The sequence below is a fragment of the Streptomyces sp. NPDC127100 genome, assembly GCF_042724095.1.
Lineage (GTDB): Bacteria > Actinomycetota > Actinomycetes > Streptomycetales > Streptomycetaceae > Streptomyces.
Genome location: NZ_JBHXFL010000003.1, coordinates 48,938 through 66,766, shown reverse-complemented (window position 1 = coordinate 66,766; position 17,829 = coordinate 48,938). Strand labels below are relative to the sequence as shown.

15 protein-coding genes are annotated in these 17,829 nt (G+C 70.0%); 1 reads left to right on the top strand and 14 read right to left on the bottom strand.

Annotated features, from left to right (window positions below):
- Positions 1-2: 2 nt before the first annotated feature.
- The 14 genes from nuoN to ACFWJB_RS04995 are packed head-to-tail and all read right to left on the bottom strand — an operon-like array spanning position 3 to position 16,085.
- On the bottom strand, positions 3-1,661 hold the full coding sequence (gene nuoN, locus ACFWJB_RS05060) for an NADH-quinone oxidoreductase subunit NuoN (protein WP_385457950.1): 1,659 nt from the start codon (positions 1,659-1,661) through the stop codon (positions 3-5).
- The gene (locus ACFWJB_RS05055) at positions 1,658-3,229 is read right to left on the bottom strand and encodes an NADH-quinone oxidoreductase subunit M (RefSeq protein ID WP_385457948.1); all 1,572 of its coding nucleotides are present in this window, start codon (positions 3,227-3,229) and stop codon (positions 1,658-1,660) included. The genes nuoN and ACFWJB_RS05055 overlap by 4 nt, the downstream gene beginning before the upstream one ends.
- A gap of 5 nt (positions 3,230-3,234) precedes the next feature.
- Positions 3,235-5,199 (bottom strand): NADH-quinone oxidoreductase subunit L, encoded by a 1,965-nt coding sequence (gene nuoL / locus ACFWJB_RS05050; RefSeq protein WP_386920329.1) that lies wholly within the window; start codon positions 5,197-5,199, stop codon positions 3,235-3,237.
- Positions 5,200-5,210: 11 nt separating this feature from the next.
- Positions 5,211-5,510 carry an NADH-quinone oxidoreductase subunit NuoK gene (gene nuoK / locus ACFWJB_RS05045; protein WP_004927567.1) on the bottom strand — a complete coding sequence of 100 codons (300 nt, stop codon included), beginning with the start codon at positions 5,508-5,510 and terminating at the stop codon, positions 5,211-5,213.
- Positions 5,507-6,364: an NADH-quinone oxidoreductase subunit J gene (locus ACFWJB_RS05040; protein ID WP_386920327.1), complete on the bottom strand. Its 858-nt coding sequence runs from the start codon at positions 6,362-6,364 to the stop codon at positions 5,507-5,509. Before ACFWJB_RS05040 ends, nuoK begins: the two co-directional genes overlap by 4 nt.
- Complete coding sequence (gene nuoI / locus ACFWJB_RS05035; protein WP_385457942.1) at positions 6,361-7,002, bottom strand: NADH-quinone oxidoreductase subunit NuoI; 642 nt, start codon at positions 7,000-7,002, stop codon at positions 6,361-6,363. Before nuoI ends, ACFWJB_RS05040 begins: the two co-directional genes overlap by 4 nt.
- A complete protein-coding gene (gene nuoH / locus ACFWJB_RS05030; RefSeq protein ID WP_385457940.1) occupies positions 6,995-8,371 on the bottom strand; it encodes an NADH-quinone oxidoreductase subunit NuoH in 1,377 nt (458 codons plus the stop codon). Before nuoH ends, nuoI begins: the two co-directional genes overlap by 8 nt.
- Positions 8,368-10,872 carry an NADH-quinone oxidoreductase subunit G gene (locus ACFWJB_RS05025; protein ID WP_385457938.1) on the bottom strand — a complete coding sequence of 835 codons (2,505 nt, stop codon included), beginning with the start codon at positions 10,870-10,872 and terminating at the stop codon, positions 8,368-8,370. Before ACFWJB_RS05025 ends, nuoH begins: the two co-directional genes overlap by 4 nt.
- Positions 10,869-12,221 carry an NADH-quinone oxidoreductase subunit NuoF gene (gene nuoF / locus ACFWJB_RS05020; RefSeq protein WP_385457936.1) on the bottom strand — a complete coding sequence of 451 codons (1,353 nt, stop codon included), beginning with the start codon at positions 12,219-12,221 and terminating at the stop codon, positions 10,869-10,871. Before nuoF ends, ACFWJB_RS05025 begins: the two co-directional genes overlap by 4 nt.
- Positions 12,218-13,090, bottom strand: coding sequence for an NADH-quinone oxidoreductase subunit NuoE (nuoE, locus tag ACFWJB_RS05015; RefSeq protein ID WP_386920323.1), 873 nt, complete (start codon positions 13,088-13,090; stop codon positions 12,218-12,220). The genes nuoF and nuoE overlap by 4 nt, the downstream gene beginning before the upstream one ends.
- Positions 13,087-14,409, bottom strand: coding sequence for an NADH-quinone oxidoreductase subunit D (locus ACFWJB_RS05010; RefSeq protein ID WP_385457932.1), 1,323 nt, complete (start codon positions 14,407-14,409; stop codon positions 13,087-13,089). The genes nuoE and ACFWJB_RS05010 overlap by 4 nt, the downstream gene beginning before the upstream one ends.
- The gene (locus ACFWJB_RS05005; RefSeq protein WP_386920321.1) at positions 14,406-15,161 is read right to left on the bottom strand and encodes an NADH-quinone oxidoreductase subunit C; all 756 of its coding nucleotides are present in this window, start codon (positions 15,159-15,161) and stop codon (positions 14,406-14,408) included. Before ACFWJB_RS05005 ends, ACFWJB_RS05010 begins: the two co-directional genes overlap by 4 nt.
- Positions 15,158-15,712: an NADH-quinone oxidoreductase subunit B family protein gene (locus tag ACFWJB_RS05000; RefSeq protein WP_161166212.1), complete on the bottom strand. Its 555-nt coding sequence runs from the start codon at positions 15,710-15,712 to the stop codon at positions 15,158-15,160. The genes ACFWJB_RS05005 and ACFWJB_RS05000 overlap by 4 nt, the downstream gene beginning before the upstream one ends.
- Positions 15,713-15,725: 13 nt before the next feature.
- Positions 15,726-16,085, bottom strand: a complete 360-nt coding sequence (locus tag ACFWJB_RS04995) for an NADH-quinone oxidoreductase subunit A (RefSeq protein ID WP_003992243.1) — start codon at positions 16,083-16,085, stop codon at positions 15,726-15,728.
- Between the two features lie 754 nt (positions 16,086-16,839).
- Here ACFWJB_RS04995 and ACFWJB_RS04990 point away from each other — a divergent pair.
- On the top strand, positions 16,840-17,685 hold the full coding sequence (locus ACFWJB_RS04990) for a C40 family peptidase (protein ID WP_385457928.1): 846 nt from the start codon (positions 16,840-16,842) through the stop codon (positions 17,683-17,685).
- Positions 17,686-17,829: the final 144 nt, after the last annotated feature.

Here is a 17,829-nt window from a genome sequence, read left to right as displayed (position 1 = left end):
CGTCAGCGCACGAACACTCCCGCCTGGCCCGCGAGGTCCAGGAAGTACTGCGGGGCCACGCCGAGCACCACCGTGACCGCCACCCCGACGCCGATCGCCGTCATGGTCAGCGGGGACGGCACCGCGACCGTCGGGCCCTCGGGCCGCGGCTCGCTGAAGAACATCAGAACGATCACCCGGATGTAGAAGAACGCCGCGATCGCCGACGAGATCACACCGACCACGACCAGCGGGGCCGCGCCGCCCTCCGCCGCCGCCTTGAAGACGGCGAACTTCCCCGCGAACCCGGAGGTCAGCGGGATGCCCGCGAAGGCCAGCAGGAACACCGCGAACACGGCCGCCACCAGCGGCGACCTGCGCCCGAGCCCGGCCCACTTCGACAGGTGCGTCGCCTCACCGCCCGCGTCGCGCACCAGCGTGACCACCGCGAAGGCGCCGATCGTCACGAAGGAGTACGCGGCCAGGTAGAAGAGGACGGACGAGACGCCGTCCGGCGTGGTCGCGATGACACCCGCGAGGATGAAGCCCGCGTGCGCGATCGACGAGTACGCCAGCAGCCGCTTGATGTCCGTCTGGGTGATCGCCACGATCGCGCCGCCCAGCATGGTGACGATCGCCACCGCCCACATCACCGGCCGCCAGTCCCAGCGCAGGCCGGGCAGGACGACGTAGAGGATGCGGAGCAGGGCGCCGAAGGCCGCGACCTTGGTCGCCGCCGCCATGAAGCCGGTCACCGGCGTCGGCGCACCCTGGTACACGTCCGGCGTCCACATGTGGAACGGCACCGCGCCCACCTTGAACAGCAGGCCCATGACGATCAGCGCGGACCCGACGAGCAGCAGCGCGTCGTTGCCCATGGTCCCGGCGAGCGCCGGGGTGACGCCCTGCACGGTGCCGTCGACGACCTGCGCGATCCTGCCGTACGACATCGAGCCCGCGTAGCCGTAGAGCAGGGCGATGCCGAACAGGGTGAACGCGGAGGCGAACGCGCCGAGCAGGAAGTACTTGACCGCCGCCTCCTGCGACAACAGCCGCTTGCGCCGGGCCAGGGCACACAGCAGGTACAGCGGGAGGGAGAGGACCTCCAGGGCGACGAAGAGCGTCAGCAGGTCGTTGGCCGCCGGGAAGACCAGCATGCCGGCGACGGCGAAGAGCAGCAGCGGGAACACCTCGGTGGTGGTGAACCCGGCCTTCACCGCCTTCTGCTCGCTCTCGCTGCCCGGCACGGCCGCGGCCTGCGCGGCGAAGGAGTCGACACGGTTGCCGTGCGTCTCCGGGTCGAGCCGGCGCTCGGCGAAGGTGAACAGGCCGACCAGCGCCGCCAGCAGGATCGTGCCCTGGAGGAAGAGGGCCGGTCCGTCGACGGCGATGGCGCCCATCGCCGCGATGCCCGCCTTGGTCGTGCCGTACCCGCGCGCCGCGAGCGCGACGACCGCGGCGAAGGCGGCGACGAGCGCGACGACGGATACGAACATCTGTGCGTAATAGCGGGACCTGCGCGGAACGAAGGCCTCGATCAGGATTCCGACGATCGCCGCGCCGATGACGATGAGCGTGGGCGCGAGCTGCCCGTACTCGATCTTCGGTGCGTCGATCTTCGCGATCGGGTCGGCCGCCGTTGCCGCCGTTGTCCACAGGCTGTGGACGGCTGATGCGCTCACTTGGCCGCCTCCACCTCGGGCTGGGGGTCCTTCTTGTGTACGTCGGACATGGTCTGCTGCACCGCCGGGTTGACGATGTCCGTGACGGGCTTCGGGTAGACGCCGAGGAAGATCAGCAGCGCCACCAGCGGAGCCACGACCACCAGCTCACGCACCCGCAGGTCGGGCATGGCCCTCACCTCGGGTTTCACCGGCCCGGTCATCGTCCGCTGGTAGAGGACGAGGGTGTAGAGCGCGGCGAGCACGATCCCGAAGGTGGCGATGATGCCGATCACCGGATAGCGCGTGAACGTGCCCACCAGCACCAGGAACTCGCTGACGAACGGCGCGAGACCCGGCAGGGACAGCGTGGCCAGACCGCCGATCAGGAACGTGCCGGCGAGCACCGGGGCGACCTTCTGCACACCGCCGTAGTCGGAGATGAGCCGCGAGCCGCGCCGGGAGATCAGGAAGCCGGCGATCAGCATCAGCACGGCGGTCGAGATCCCGTGGTTGAGCATGTACAGCGTCGCGCCGGACTGGCCCTGACTGGTCATCGCGAAGATGCCCATGATGATGAAGCCGAAGTGCGAGATCGACGCGTAGGCGATCAGGCGCTTGATGTCGCGCTGGCCGACCGCGAGCAGCGCCCCGTAGATGATGCTGACCAACGCCAGGACGAGGATCACCGGCGTCGCCCACTTGCTCGCCTCCGGGAACAGCTGGAGGCAGAAGCGGAGCATCGCGAAGGTGCCCACCTTGTCGACCACCGCGGTGATGAGCACCGCGACCGGCGCGGTGGCCTCCCCCATCGCGTTGGGCAGCCAGGTGTGCAGGGGCCACATCGGCGCCTTCACCGCGAACGCGAAGAAGAAGCCGAGGAACAGCCAGCGCTCGGTGTTGGTCGCCATGTCCAGCGAGCCGTTGGCCCGCGCCTCGGCGATCTCCGTGAGGGAGAAGTTCCCGGCGACCACGTAGAGCCCGATCACCGCGGCCAGCATGATCAGACCGCCGGCCAGGTTGTAGAGGAGGAACTTCACGGCCGCGTACGACCGCTGGGTGGACGCCGCCTTCTCGCCGTGCTCGTGCGCCCGGTCCCCGAAGCCGCCGATCAGGAAGTACAGCGGGATCAGCATGGCTTCGAAGAAGATGTAGAAGAGGAAGACGTCGGTGGCCTCGAAGGAGATGATCACCATCGCCTCGACGGCCAGGATCAGGGCGAAGAAGCCCTGCGTCGGCCGCCACCGCTTGCTGCCGGTCTCCAGCGGGTCCGCGTCGTGCCAGCCCGCGAGGATGATGAAGGGGACGAGCAGGGTGGTCAGCGCGATGAGCGCCACGGCGATGCCGTCCACGCCCAGCTCGTACCGCACCCCGAACTCCGCGATCCAGGAGTGCGACTCGGTGAGCTGGTAGCGGGCGCCGCCGGGATCGAAGCGGACGACCACCAGCTCCGCGAGGACGAACGTGGCGATCGAGAAGGCCAGCGCCAGCCACTTGGCGAAGCCGCGCTTGGCGGCCGGCACGGCCGCCGTGGCGATCGCCCCGACGGCCGGGACCACCGCCGTCGCTGTCAGCAGGGGAAAGGACATCGGTATCAGACCGCCCTCATCAGCAGGGTCGCGGCGACGAGGACCGCCGCACCGCCGAACATCGAGACCGCGTACGAGCGCGCGAAGCCGTTCTGCAGCTTGCGCATCCGCCCGGACAGGCCGCCGACCGAGGCCGCCGTGCCGTTGACGACCCCGTCGACCAGGGTGTGGTCGACGTAGACCAGCGAGCGGGTGAGGTGCTCGCCGCCGCGCACCAGGACCACGTGGTTGAAGTCGTCCTGGAGCAGGTCGCGCCGGGCGGCCCGGGTGAGCAGCGACCCGCGCGGGGCGACGGCCGGGACCGGGCGGCGCCCGTACTGCGCCCAGGCGATCGCGACGCCGATGACCATGCAGGCCACCGTCGCCCAGGTGACCGTCCCGGCGCCGATCGGCGAGTCGCCGTGGCTGTGCCCGGTGATGGGCTCCAGCCAGTGCAGGAAGCGGTCGCCGATGCTGAAGAAGGCACCGGCCCCGACCGATCCGACGGCCAGCACGATCATCGGGATCGTCATGATCTTCGGGGACTCGTGCGGGTGGGGCGGTTCGTACTCGCCGCGCGTCTCGGCGGCCGGCTCGACATCGGGCGCGGCCGGGGACGGCGTCGGAGCCTGACGCCAGCGCTCCTCGCCGAAGAACGTCATCAGCATCACGCGCGTCATGTAGAACGCGGTGACGGCCGCGCCCAGCAGGGCGCAGGCGCCGAGGATCCAGCCCTCGGTGCCGCCCTTGGCGAACGCCGCCTCGATGATCTTGTCCTTGGAGAAGAAGCCGGACAGGCCCGGGAAGCCGATGATGGCGAGGTAGCCGAGGCCGAAGGTGACGAAGGTGACCGGCATGTACTTCCGCAGGCCGCCGTAGCGCCGCATGTCGACCTCGTCGTTCATGCCGTGCATGACGGAACCGGCGCCGAGGAACAGCCCGGCCTTGAAGAAGCCGTGCGTCACCAGGTGCATGATCGCGAAGACGTAGCCGATGGGGCCGAGGCCCGCGGCCAGCACCATGTAGCCGATCTGCGACATGGTGGAACCGGCCAGCGCCTTCTTGATGTCGTCCTTCGCACAACCGACGATCGCACCGAACAGGAGCGTGACAGCGCCCACGATCGTGACGACCAACTGGGCGTCCGGAGCGCCGTTGAAGACGGCCGCCGAGCGGACGATCAGGTACACGCCCGCGGTCACCATGGTCGCGGCGTGGATGAGGGCGGAGACCGGGGTCGGGCCCTCCATCGCGTCACCGAGCCAGGACTGCAGCGGCACCTGGGCCGACTTGCCGCAGGCGGCGAGCAGCAGCATCAGCGCGATCGCGGTGAGCTTGCCCTCGCCGGCATGTCCCGCGAGGCCGGGCTCCTCCAGCGAGCCGAGCACCGGCCCGAAGGCGAAGGTGCCGAACCAGAGGAACATCAGCATGATCGCGATCGACAGCCCCATGTCGCCGACGCGGTTGACCAGGAAGGCCTTCTTCGCGGCCGTGGCCGCGCTGGGCTTGTGCTGCCAGAAACCGATCAGCAGGTAGGAGGCCAGACCGACACCCTCCCAGCCGACGTACAGCAGCAGGTAGTTGTCGGCGAGGACGAGGATCAGCATCGCCGCGAGGAACAGGTTCAGGTAGCCGAAGAAGCGGCGGCGCCGCTCGTCGTGCTCCATGTACGCGACCGAGTACAGGTGGATCAGCGAGCCCACGCCGGTGATCAGCAGGACGAACGTCATCGACAGCTGGTCGAGCCGGAAGGCGACGTCCGCCTGGAAGCCCTCCACCGGGATCCAGCTGAACAGGTGCTGCGTCAGGGTGCGGTCCTCGGCGCCGCTGCCGAGCATGTCGGTGAAGAGGACGACGCCGATCACGAACGACGCCGCGGCCAGCAGCGTGCCGATCCAGTGGCCGACGGCGTCCAGCCGCCGGCCGCCGCACAACAGGACCGCGGCTCCGAGCAGGGGCGCCGCCACCAGCAGCGCAATCAGGTTTGTCACGATTCAGCCCCTCACAACTTCATCAGGCTGGCGTCGTCGACCGAGGCCGAGTGGCGGGAACGGAACAGGGACACGATGATCGCGAGCCCGACCACGACCTCGGCGGCGGCGACGACCATCGTGAAGAAGGCGATGATCTGGCCGTCGAGGTTGCCGTGCATCCGGGAGAAGGCGACGAACGCGAGGTTGCAGGCGTTGAGCATCAGCTCGACGCACATGAAGACCACGATCGCGTTGCGCCGGATCAGCACGCCGGTGGCGCCGATCGTGAACAACAGGGCTGCGAGATAGAGGTAGTTGACGGGGTTCACTTCGACGCCTCCTCGGACCGCTTGAAGGTGGCCGGCCCGACCGCCCCGCGCTCCAGACGCTCCTCGGCGCGCTGCTCCAGGGCCTTGAGGTCGTTGAGCGCCTCCGTCGAGACGTCGCGGACCTGGCCGCGGTCGCGCAGCGTCTTGCTGACGGTCAGCTCGGACGGGGTGCCGTCGGGCAGCAGGCCCGCGATGTCGACCGCGTTGTGCCGGGCGTAGACGCCGGGCGCCGGCAGCGGCGGCAGGTACTTGCCGTCGCGGACGCGCTGCTCGGACAGCTCGCGCTGCGTCCTGGCCCGCTCGGTGCGCTCGCGGTGGGTGAGCACCATGGCACCGACGGCGGCCGTGATGAGCAGGGCGCCGGTGATCTCGAAGGCGAAGACGTACCTGGTGAAGATGAGGGACGCGATGCCCTCCACGTTGCCGCCCGCGTTGGCCTGGCCGAGGCCGTCGAACTCCTTGAGGGACGCGTTGCCGATGCCGGCGAACAGCAGGACGCCGAAGCCGAGCCCGCAGACCAGGGCCAGCCAGCGCTGGCCCTTGATGGTCTCCTTCAGGGAGTCCGCCGCGGTCACGCCGACGAGCATCACCACGAACAGGAACAGCATCATGACCGCGCCGGTGTAGACGACGATCTGCACGATGCCGAGGAAGTAGGCGCCGTTGGCGAGGTAGAACACCGCCAGGACGATCATGGTCCCGGCGAGGCAGAGCGCGCTGTGCACGGCCTTCTTCATGAAGACGGTGCACAGGGCGCCGATCACCGCGACCGTGCCGAGGATCCAGAACTGGACGGCCTCGCCGGTGGAGGTGCCCGCGGAGAGGGTCGCCGCGGCGGCGAGCTGCGCGCTCATCGGCGGATCACCTTCTCCGACGCCGGCTCCTCCGCGCCGAAGGTCGAGGCCGCCTCCTGGACGACCTCCCCCTTGGAGTGGGCGACCTGCTGCTCGGTACCGGGCGCCGCCTCGGTGACCAGGCCCCGGTAGTAGTCCTGCTCGTCCGCCCCCGGGTAGATGGCGTGGGGCGAGTCGACCATGCCCTCCTCCAGGCCGGCGAGCAGCTGTTCCTTGGTGAAGATGAGGTCGGCACGGGTGGAGTCGGCCAGCTCGAACTCGTTGGTCATCGTCAGCGCGCGCGTGGGGCACGCCTCGATGCACAGGCCGCACAGGATGCAGCGGGCGTAGTTGATCTGGTAGACGCGGCCGTACCGCTCGCCCGGGGAGTAGCGCTCCTCGTCCGTGTTGTCGGCGCCCTCCACGTAGATCGCGTCGGCGGGGCACGCCCAGGCGCACAGCTCGCAGCCGACGCACTTCTCCAGGCCGTCCGGATGGCGGTTGAGCTGGTGCCGTCCGTGGAAGCGCGGAGCGGTGGTCTTGCGCTGCTCCGGGTACTGCTCGGTGAGCCGCTTCTTGAACATGGCCTTGAAGGTCACGCCGAAGCCGGCCACGGGGTTCAGGAAACCGGGGTCGGTCTCCTTCGGTTCCTCAGCCATCGGACGCCTCCTTTCCATCCGTGGATCCGCCCACAGGTCCGTCACTCTGAGTATCGGGTCCGCCACTGACAATCAGCTCCCGGTCCCGGCGCGGGCGGCGCCGCGGTACCGGGGGCAGCTCCTGCCCGGGCATCGGCGGCACGGGGAACCCGCCGGCCATCGGGTCGAAGGCGGCCGGTTCCCCGGCGGGCTCCTCGGCGCCCTTGCCCTTGTCGCGGTAGATGTCGGCGACGAAGGACAGCAGCAGCAGGGCCAGGACGGCTCCGCCGATGTAGAGGGCGATGTCGGTGAAGCCGTAGTTCTCGTTCCGCATGGCCCGCACGGTCGCGACCAGCATCAGCCAGACCAGGGAGACGGGGATGAGGACCTTCCAGCCGAGCTTCATCAGCTGGTCGTAGCGCACGCGCGGGAGCGTGCCGCGCAGCCAGATGAAGAAGAACAGCAGCAGCTGGACCTTGACGACGAACCAGAGCAGCGGCCACCAGCCGTGGTTGGCGCCCTCCCAGAAGGTGCTGACCGGCCACGGGGCCCGCCAGCCGCCGAGGAACAGCGTGGTGGCGACTGCCGAGACCGTCACCATGTTCACGTACTCGGCGAGCATGAACATCGCGAACTTGATCGACGAGTACTCGGTGTTGAAGCCGCCCACCAGGTCGCCCTCGGACTCCGGCATGTCGAAGGGGGCGCGGTTGGTCTCGCCGACCATCGTGACGATGTAGAGGATGAAGGAGACCGGCAGCAGCACGATGTACCAGCGGTCGCTCTGCTGAGCGACGATCTCCGAGGTCGACATCGAACCGGAGTAGAGGAACACCGAGGCGAACGCGGCGCCCATCGCGATCTCGTAGGAGATCATCTGCGCGCAGGACCGCAGGCCGCCGAGCAGCGGGTACGTCGATCCGGAGCTCCATCCGGCGAGCACGATGCCGTAGATGCCGACGGAGGCGACCGCGAGGATGAACAGCATCGCGATCGGCAGGTCCGTGAGCTGCATGGCGGTGCGGTGGCCGAAGATCGAGACCTCGTTGCCGGCGGGCCCGAAGGGGATCACCGCGATCGCCATGAAGGCCGGGATGGCCGCGACGATCGGCGCCAGGACGTACACCGCCTTGTCGGCGCGCTTGACGACGACGTCTTCCTTCAGCATCAGCTTGATGCCGTCGGCGAGGGACTGGAGCATGCCCCAGGGGCCGTGCCGGTTGGGGCCGATGCGCAGCTGCATCCAGGCGACGACCTTGCGCTCCCACACGATGGAGAACAGCACGGTCACCATCAGGAAGGCGAAGCAGAAGACCGCCTTGATCGCCACCAGCCACCAGGGGTCGGTGCCGAACATGGAGAGGTCTTCAGCGGCGAGGTACGGGCTCATGCCTCCACCTCCTTGGGGGCCTCGCCCGCGAGCGTGGCCGGGCCGATGCGGACGAGGGTTCCGGGCAGCACCCCGGCGTCGGAGGCGACGCCGTCGCCGGCCGAGTTCAGCGGGAGCCAGACCACCCGGTCGGGCATCTCGGTGACCTGGAGCGGGAGGGTTACGGCCCCGGCGGGTCCGGTGACGGCGAGGAGGTCGCCGTCCTTGACGCCCGCCTCGGCGGCCGTGGCGGCCGACACGCGCGCGCGTGCGGCGTGCCGGGTGCCGGCGAGCGCCTCGTCGCCCTGCTGGAGCAGACCCCGGTCGAGCAGCAGCCGGTGCCCGGCGAGCACGGCCTCCCCGGCGGCCGGCCGGGGCAGCGCGCTCGCGGTGCGCAGCGGCTCGCCGGCCCGCGGGCCGTCCCAGGCGCCGAGCCGGTCGATCTCCGCGCGCGTGGTGCGCAGATCCGGCAGGCCCAGGTGGACGTCCATGGCGTCGGCGAGCATCTGGAGCACGCGCCCGTCGGTGGGTGCGACGCGGCGGGTCATCTGGTCGGGCTTGAGGGCGGCCTCGAAGGAGCGCCCCCTGCCCTCCCAGTTGAGGAAGGTCCCCGCCTTCTCGGCGACCGCGGCGACGGGCAGGACCACGTCGGCGTGCGCGGTGACCTCGCTGGGCCGCAGCTCCAGCGACACCACGAAGCCCGCCTCGGCGAGTGCCGCACGCGCGCGTGCCGGGTCGGGCAGGTCGGCGATCTCGACGCCCGCCACCAGCAGCGCCTGGAGTTCACCGCGGGCGGCGGCCTCGACGATCTCGCCGGTGTCGCGGCCGTGGCCGTGCGGGAGGTCGGCCAGGCCCCAGGCCGCGGCGACCTCGGCGCGGGCGCGCGGGTCGGTCGCGGGGCGCCCGCCCGGCAGCAGCGACGGCAGTGCGCCCGCCTCGATCGCGCCGCGCTCCCCGGCCCGGCGCGGGATCCACACCAGCCGGGCGCCGGTCGCGGTGGCGGTCCGTACGGCGGAGGTGAGGCCGCCGGCCACGGCCGCCAGCCGCTCGCCGACGAGGATCACGGCGCCCTCGGCGCGCAGCGCCTCGGCGGCCTGGGCGCCGCCGTCCTCCAGGCCGACGCCGCTCGCGAGCGCGTCCAGCCACTCGGTCTCGGTGCCGGGAGCGGCGGGCAGCAGCGTGCCGCCGGCCTTCTCCAGGCCCCGGGTGGCGTGGGTGGCCAGGGAGTAGACCTTCAGCCCGTGCTTGCGCCAGGCCTTGCGCAGCCGCAGGAAGACGCCGGGCGCCTCCTCCTCGGCCTCGAACCCGACCAGCAGCACGGCCGGCGCCTTCTCCAGCGCGGTGTACGTGACGCCCGTGCCGTCGAGGTCATGGCCGCGTCCGGCGATCCGGGCGGCCAGGAAGTCGGCCTCCTCGGCGCTGTGCACGCGCGCGCGGAAGTCGATGTCGTTGGTGTCGAGCGCCACGCGCGCGAACTTGCTGTACGCGTAGGCGTCCTCGACGGTGAGCCGGCCGCCGGTCAGGACTCCGGTGCGCCCGCGCGAGGCGAGCAGTCCCTGCGCGGCGATCTGGAGGGCCTCCGGCCAGGAGGCCGGTTCCAGGTCGCCCTCGGCGTTGCGCACCAGGGGGGTCGTCAGCCGGTCGCGCTGCTGCGCGTACCGGAAGGCGAACCGTCCCTTGTCGCAGATCCACTCCTCGTTGACCTCGGGGTCGTCGGCCGCGAGGCGCCGCATGACCTTGCCGCGCCGGTGGTCGGTGCGGGTCGCGCAGCCGCCGGAGCAGTGCTCGCACACGGACGGCGAGGAGATCAGGTCGAACGGGCGGGAGCGGAACCGGTACGCCGCCGAGGTGAGCGCGCCGACCGGGCAGATCTGGATGGTGTTGCCGGAGAAGTACGACTCGAAGGGGTCGCCCTCGCCGGTGCCGACCTGCTGGAGCGCGCCCCGCTCGATCAGCTCGATCATCGGGTCGCCGGCGACCTGGTTGGAGAACCGGGTGCAGCGGGCGCAGAGCACGCACCGCTCGCGGTCGAGCAGCACCTGCGTCGAGATCGGCACCGGCTTCTCGTAGGTCCGCTTCCTGCCCTCGAAGCGGGAGTCGGCCTGGCCGTGCGACATGGCCTGGTTCTGCAGGGGGCATTCGCCGCCCTTGTCGCAGACCGGGCAGTCCAGCGGGTGGTTGATGAGCAGCAGCTCCATCACCCCGTGCTGGGCCTTCTCGGCGACGGGCGAGGTGAGCTGGGTCTTGACCACCATCCCGTCGGTGCAGGTGATGGTGCAGGACGCCATGGGCTTGCGCTGGCCCTCGACCTCGACGATGCACTGGCGGCAGGCGCCGGCCGGGTCGAGGAGCGGGTGGTCGCAGAACCGTGGGATCTCGATGCCGAGCTGCTCGGCGGCCCGGATGACCAGGGTGCCCTTGGGCACGCTGAGCTCGACGCCGTCGATCGTCAGCGACACGAGGTCCTCGGGCGGGACCGCCGCGTCCCCACCGCCGGAGGGTGCGCTCGTGGTCACGGTCATGCGTTCACCTCCGTACGGTGGTCGGCCCAGGCCGTGGACCTGGCCGGGTCGAAGGGGCAGCCGCGGCCCGTGATGTGCTGCTCGTACTCCTCGCGGAAGTACTTCAGCGAGGAGAAGATCGGCGAGGCGGCACCGTCGCCGAGGGCGCAGAAGGACTTGCCGTTGATGTTGTCGGCGATGTCGTTCAGCTTGTCGAGGTCGCTCATCGCGCCCTTGCCGGCCTCGATGTCGCGCAGCAACTGCACGAGCCAGTAGGTGCCTTCACGGCAGGGCGTGCACTTGCCGCAGGACTCGTGGGCGTAGAACTCGGTCCAGCGGGTGACGGCGCGCACCACGCAGGTCGTCTCGTCGAAGCACTGGAGCGCCTTGGTGCCGAGCATGGAGCCGGCGGCGCCCACTCCTTCGTAGTCGAGGGGGACGTCGAGGTGCTCGTCGGTGAACATCGGGGTCGAGGAGCCGCCCGGCGTCCAGAACTTCAGCCGGTGGCCGGGGCGCATCCCGCCGCTCATGTCGAGGAGCTGGCGCAGGGTGATGCCGAGCGGGGCCTCGTACTGGCCGGGGGTCGCGACGTGGCCGCTGAGCGAGTACAGCGTGAAGCCCGGGGACTTCTCGCTGCCCATCGACCTGAACCAGTCCTTGCCCTTGTTCAGGATGGCGGGAACCGACGCGATCGACTCGACGTTGTTCACCACGGTGGGGCACGCGTAGAGGCCCGCGACGGCGGGGAAGGGGGGCCGGAGCCTCGGCTGGCCGCGGCGGCCCTCGAGCGAGTCGAGCAGCGCGGTCTCCTCACCGCAGATGTACGCGCCCGCGCCCGCGTGCACGGTGAGCTCCAGGTCGAGTCCGCTGCCCAGGACGTTCTCGCCGAGGAAGCCCGCCGCGTAGGCCTCGCGCACGGCCTCGTGCAGCCGCCGCAGCACGGGGACGACCTCGCCGCGCAGGTAGATGAAGGCGTGCGACGACCGGATGGCGTAGCACGCGATGACGATGCCCTCGATGAGGCTGTGCGGGTTCGCGAAGAGGAGCGGGATGTCCTTGCAGGTCCCCGGCTCCGACTCGTCGGCGTTGACGACGAGGTAGTGCGGCTTGCCGTCCCCCTGGGGGATGAACTGCCACTTCATCCCCGTCGGGAACCCGGCGCCGCCGCGGCCGCGCAGACCGGAGTCCTTGACGTACGCGATCAGGTCGTCCGGCGACATCGCCAGCGCCTTGCGGAGCCCCTCGTACCCCTCGTGCCTGCGGTAGACGTCCAGGGTCCAGGACTCGTCCTCGTCCCAGAAGGACGACAGCACGGGTGCGAGCAGCTTCTCCGGGCTGTGGTCCTTGATCTCTGCTGCCAAGGTCATCACTCCCCCTCCTCGGCTGCGGGCCCGGCCGGGTGCGCCGGGTCGGAGGCCGATGTGTCCTGCGGCGCGTCGTGCGAGCTGAGGTGCTCCTGCGGCGACGGGTCGTGCACGGCCCGGTCCTGCGCCGCGTCGTGCGGTCCGCCGTCCCGCGGGTGCACCACGCGCGCGCCGGACGTCTCGCCCTTGGCCAGCTTCAGCCCGGCCAGGGAGGCGGGGCCCGCGCTGCCGCCGGCCGCGACGGCGCCGGCGCGCTCGTCGGGGAAGCCCGCCAGGATCCGGGCGGTCTCCTTGAAGGTGCACAGCGGCGCACCGCGGGTGGGGGTCACGGGCCGTCCCGCGCGGAGGTCGTCGACGAGGTGCCGGACGCTCTCCGGGGTCTGGTTGTCGAAGAACTCCCAGTTGACCATCACGACCGGGGCGAAGTCGCAGGCCGCGTTGCACTCGATGTGCTCCAGCGTGACCTTGCCGTCGTCGGTGGTCCCGCCGTTGCCGACGCCCAGGTGCTCCTGGAGGGACTCGAAGATCGCGTCGCCGCCCATGACCGCGCACAGCGTGTTGGTGCAGACGCCGACCTGGTAGTCGCCGCTCGGCCCGCGCCGGTACATGGTGTAGAAGGTCGCGACCGCCGTGACCTCGGCCGTGGTCAGGCCGAGCAGGTCCGCGCAGAACTGCATGCCGGTGCGCGTGACGTGGCCTTCCTCGGACTGCACGAGGTGCAGCAGGGGCAGGAGGGCGGAGCGGGAGTCCGGGTAGCGGGCGATGATCTCGCGCCCGTCGGCCTCCAGCCGGGCCCGGACGTCGTCCGGGTACGCGGGCGCGGGCAGTTCCGGCATGCCCAGGCTGACGCCCCGCTCCGAAGAAGAGGTGGTCACCGGTCGACGCCTCCCATCACGGGGTCGATGGACGCCACCGCGACGATGACGTCGGCGACCTGGCCGCCCTCGCACATCGCCGCCATGGCCTGAAGGTTGGTGAAGGACGGGTCGCGGAAGTGGACCCGGTAGGGGCGGGTGCCGCCGTCGGAGACGACGTGCACCCCGAGCTCGCCCTTGGGCGACTCGACCGCCGCGTAGGTCTGGCCCGGCGGCACGCGGAAGCCCTCGGTGACCAGCTTGAAGTGGTGGATCAGGGCCTCCATGGAGGTGCCCATGATCTTCTTGATGTGGTCCAGCGAGTTGCCCAGTCCGTCCGGTCCGAGCGCGAGCTGGGCGGGCCAGGCGATCTTCTTGTCGGCGACCATGACCGGGCCGGGCTGGAGCCGGTCCAGGCACTGCTCGACGATCCGCAGCGACTGGCGCATCTCCTCCAGCCGGATCAGGAACCGGCCGTAGGAGTCGCAGGTGTCGGCGGTCGGGATGTCGAAGTCGTACGTCTCGTAACCGCAGTACGGCTGGGTCTTGCGCAGGTCGTGGGGCAGGCCGGTGGAGCGCAGGATCGGGCCGGTGGCGCCGAGGGCCATGCAGCCGGCCAGGTCGAGGTAGCCGACGTCCTGCATGCGGGCCTTGAAGATGGGGTTCCCGGTGGCGAGCTTGTCGTACTCCGGGAGGTTCTTCTTCATCTTCTTCACGAACTCGCGGATCTGGTCCACCGCGCCCGGCGGCAGGTCCTGGGCGAGTCCGCCGGGGCGGATGTACGCGTGGTTCATCCGCAGGCCGGTGATCAGCTCGTAGATGTCGAGAATCAGTTCACGATCGCGGAAGCCGTAGATCATGATCGTGGTGGCGCCGAGCTCCATGCCGCCGGTGGCGATGCACACCAGGTGCGAGGAGAGCCGGTTCAGCTCCATCAGCAGGACCCGGATGATCGAGGCCCGGTCCGGGATCTGGTCCTCGATGCCGAGGAGCTTCTCGACGCCGAGGCAGTACGCCGTCTCGTTGAAGAAGGGCGTCAGGTAGTCCATGCGCGTCACGAACGTCGTGCCCTGCGTCCAGGTCCGGTACTCGAGGTTCTTCTCGATACCGGTGTGCAGGTAGCCGATGCCGCAGCGGGCCTCGGTGACGGTCTCGCCGTCGATCTCCAGGATCAGGCGGAGCACCCCGTGCGTGGACGGGTGCTGCGGACCCATGTTGACGACGATGCGCTCGTCGTCGGCGCGGGCCGCGGTCTGGACGACCTCGTCCCAGTCGCCGCCGGTGACGGTGTAGACGGTGCCTTCGGTGGTCTCCCGGGGGGAGGCGTGCGAAGTGCTCATGAGTACGACCTCCGCTGGTCCGGAGCCGGGATCTGGGCGCCCTTGTACTCGACGGGGATGCCGCCGAGGGGGTAGTCCTTGCGCTGCGGGTGGCCCTGCCAGTCGTCCGGCATCATGATCCGCGTCAGCGCCGGGTGACCGTCGAAGACGATGCCGAAGAAGTCGTACGCCTCGCGCTCGTGCCAGTCGTTCGTCGGATACACCGAGAACAGCGACGGGATGTGCGGGTCGCCGTCGGGGGCGCTGACCTCAAGGCGGATCAGCCGGTTGTGCGTGATCGAGCGCAGGTGGTAGACGGCGTGCAGCTCGCGGCCCTTGTCGTTCGGGTAGTGGACGCCGCTGACGCCGGTGCACAGCTCGAAGCGCAGGGCCGGGTCGTCGCGCAGGGTCCTCGCGACACGCACCAGGTGCTCGCGTTCGATGTGGAAGGTCAGTTCGTCGCGGTCGACGACCGTCTTCTCGATCGCGTTCTCCGGCACGAGCCCCTGTTCCTCCAGGGCGCCCTCGAGCTCGTCGGCGACCTCGTCGAACCAGCCGCCGTAGGGCCGGCTCGCCGGTCCGGGAAGCCGGACGGAGCGGACCAGCCCGCCGTAGCCGGAGGTGTCGCCGCCGTTGTTGGCGCCGAACATGCCGCGCTGGACCCGGATCTCCTCGCCGCCCTGGCCGCGCTGGCCCGGGAGGTTCTCCGCGGAGAGGTCCTTCTCGGGGTTCACCCCGTTCGCGTCACCCGTGGTGCCGTTCGCGTCGCTCACCGCAGCAGCCCCTTCATCTCGATGGTGGGCAGGGCCTTGAGCGCCGCCTCCTCCGCCTCGCGGGCCGCCTCCTCGGCGTTCACCCCGAGCTTGGAGTTCTGGATCTTGTGATGGAGCTTGAGGATGGCGTCCATCAGCATCTCGGGCCGCGGCGGACAGCCGGGGAGGTAGATGTCGACCGGGACGACGTGGTCGACGCCCTGGACGATCGCGTAGTTGTTGAACATGCCGCCCGAGGAGGCGCAGACCCCCATGGAGATCACCCACTTGGGGTTCGGCATCTGGTCGTAGACCTGCCGCAGCACCGGCGCCATCTTCTGGCTGACCCGGCCCGCGACGATCATCAGGTCCGCCTGCCGCGGCGAGCCGCGGAAGACCTCCATGCCGAAGCGCGCCAGGTCGTAGCGGCCGGCGCCGGTGGTCATCATCTCGATGGCGCAGCACGCGAGGCCGAAGGTGGCGGGGAAGACGGACGACTTGCGCACCCAGCCCGCGGCCTGCTCGACGGTGGTCAGCAGGAAGCCGCTCGGCAGCTTTTCTTCGAGTCCCATGACTAAAGGCCCCTCAGTCCCATTCCAGGCCGCCGCGCCGCCATACGTACGCGTACGCGACGAAGACGGTGAGCACGAAGAGCAGCATCTCCACGAGCCCGAAGATCCCCAGGGCGTCGAAGGTGACGGCCCAGGGGTAGAGGAAGACGATCTCGATGTCGAAGACGATGAAGAGCATCGCCGTCAGGTAGTACTTGATGGGGAAGCGCCCGCCGCCGGCCGGCGTGGGGGTCGGCTCGATGCCGCACTCGTAGGCCTCGAGCTTGGCCCGGTTGTACCGCTTCGGGCCGATCAGCGTGGCCATGACCACGGAAAAGATCGCGAAGCCTGCCCCGAGGGCTCCCAGTACGAGGATGGGCGCATACGCGTTCACCGCTCCTCGCTCCTCTCAGTCGGCACTGACTGCTGGCGGTTGGCCTGGACTCACAACCGCCCCGGCAGTCCCACGAGCCCCGCTGGTCCCGGCGAAGATCGCGAACATGTGAAGCAGGTCACAAGCCCAACTGCCTCGCATCCTATGCCCGTGACTCTGTGATCTGCGACACGGGGTATTGCACAAGCTTTGTGATCTCCACCACCTGACGAAGGATCATGAAGTCGGATGAGCGGTGATCTTCACACAAGAAGCGTTCAGCTGATCACCAGAGGTGACAATTTCGCTCGTCGCCGCTGGCCAGAGGGGTCGCGTAGCGGGCGTCTCAATATCAAGATGCTTCGCGTGCATGCAAATTGGTGCTGGACCCGATCTCTTGATAGTGGCCTCCGTTCACACCTCGGAGGGAGAGCGGAGCGTGATGTGGACGCGTGCACGCGTTCACGAGCGGCGCGGACGGCGATCCGCGCGGGGGACGCGACCGCCGGGGCGGCCGTTCCGTGACGTCCGCCACATCCATGAGAGGCGCCTGAGAACCGGGCTTGGCCAACTGCCTCAACCAGTGGTAAGCGAGGGGCAATTCGGGCGAAACGATCAAAGTCCGTGATCACAGGTGGGTTACGGAGGGCCCACAATGTTCGCCAGGGTGTCAAAAAAGGGCGACACGCCCGGGATTCAGGGGCTCGGTTGAACAACTGTGGCGCAGCACACGTTTCTTGAAGGTATGGAGGAGCTCCTGATACCGGTTGTACCCATGTCCCACACCGCTCACATACGCAGCCACCGGAAGCCCCGCCGCAGCGCGTCGACCATCGCGATGCGGGCCGGAGTTGCCGGTGGCGTCCTCAGCACCCTGGCAGTGGCCGGGGCGTCGGGTTCGGCGAACGCGGCCGAGCCGGTGACGCAGACCCTCGAGCTGCCCACCCTGACGGCCGACCTGGCCGCCCAGGTCGCCCAGTCCGCGGACGCCACGCAGCAGGCCGCGGCCAACTACGAGCTGCGCGCCGAGCGCGACGCGGCCGCCGCCGCCGCGGCCAAGGAGGCCAAGGCGGACCTCGCCGAGGCCAAGAAGAAGGCCGCGGAGGCCAAGAGGAAGGCCGAGGAGGCCGCCCGCAAGGAGGCCGCCGAGCGCGCTTCCCGTGCCGCCGAGCGCGCCACCCTGAGCGCCTCCGCGGACACCGGCTCGTCGTCGGCCTCGTCGTCCTCGTCCGGCGGGTCATCGGTCAGCGTCAGCTCGTCGGCCACGGGTTCCGCCGCGGCCGTCGTCTCCTTCGTCCAGGCCCAGGTCGGCGACGCCTACGTCTCCGGCGGCACCGGCCCCAACTCGTGGGACTGCTCCGGTCTCGTGCAGGCCGCCTTCAAGCAGGTCAACATCGACCTGCCGCGCGTCTCCCAGGACCAGTCGGTGGCCGGCACCCAGGTGTCGCTGAGCAACCTCCAGCCGGGCGACATCCTGTACTGGGGTGGCGCGGGCAGCGCGTACCACGTGGGCGTCTACGTCGGCGACGGCATGTTCGTCGGCGCGCAGAACTCGTCGACGGGCGTCGTGATGAAGCCCCTGTCGTACGACCCGCCGAGCGGTGCCGTGCGCGTGCTCTGACGCTCGCGTCCGGACACCACGGACACATCCGCACGAAAGGCCGCAGCCGCTTCGGGGGCTGCGGCTTTTCGCGCTCTCCCGGCGGACGCGGGCCTCTCCTGGCAAGCTCGGGACGGGCCGGTACCGCACCGGCCCGTCCCGAGA

What these genes read in the sequence shown, in the direction of transcription:
- ACFWJB_RS05055 (WP_385457948.1), bottom strand. Translation starts at nt 3,229, where the DNA reads ATGTCCTTTCCCCTGCTGACAGCGACGGCGGTGGTCCCGGCCGTCGGG.
- ACFWJB_RS05040 (WP_386920327.1), bottom strand. Translation starts at nt 6,364, where the DNA reads ATGAGCGCGCAGCTCGCCGCCGCGGCGACCCTCTCCGCGGGCACCTCC.
- nuoI (WP_385457942.1), bottom strand. Translation starts at nt 7,002, where the DNA reads ATGGCTGAGGAACCGAAGGAGACCGACCCCGGTTTCCTGAACCCCGTG.
- nuoH (WP_385457940.1), bottom strand. Translation starts at nt 8,371, where the DNA reads ATGAGCCCGTACCTCGCCGCTGAAGACCTCTCCATGTTCGGCACCGAC.
- ACFWJB_RS05025 (WP_385457938.1), bottom strand. Translation starts at nt 10,872, where the DNA reads ATGACCGTGACCACGAGCGCACCCTCCGGCGGTGGGGACGCGGCGGTC.
- ACFWJB_RS05010 (WP_385457932.1), bottom strand. Translation starts at nt 14,409, where the DNA reads ATGAGCACTTCGCACGCCTCCCCCCGGGAGACCACCGAAGGCACCGTC.
- ACFWJB_RS05000 (WP_161166212.1), bottom strand. Translation starts at nt 15,712, where the DNA reads ATGGGACTCGAAGAAAAGCTGCCGAGCGGCTTCCTGCTGACCACCGTC.
- ACFWJB_RS04990 (WP_385457928.1), top strand. Translation starts at nt 16,840, where the DNA reads ATGTCCCACACCGCTCACATACGCAGCCACCGGAAGCCCCGCCGCAGC.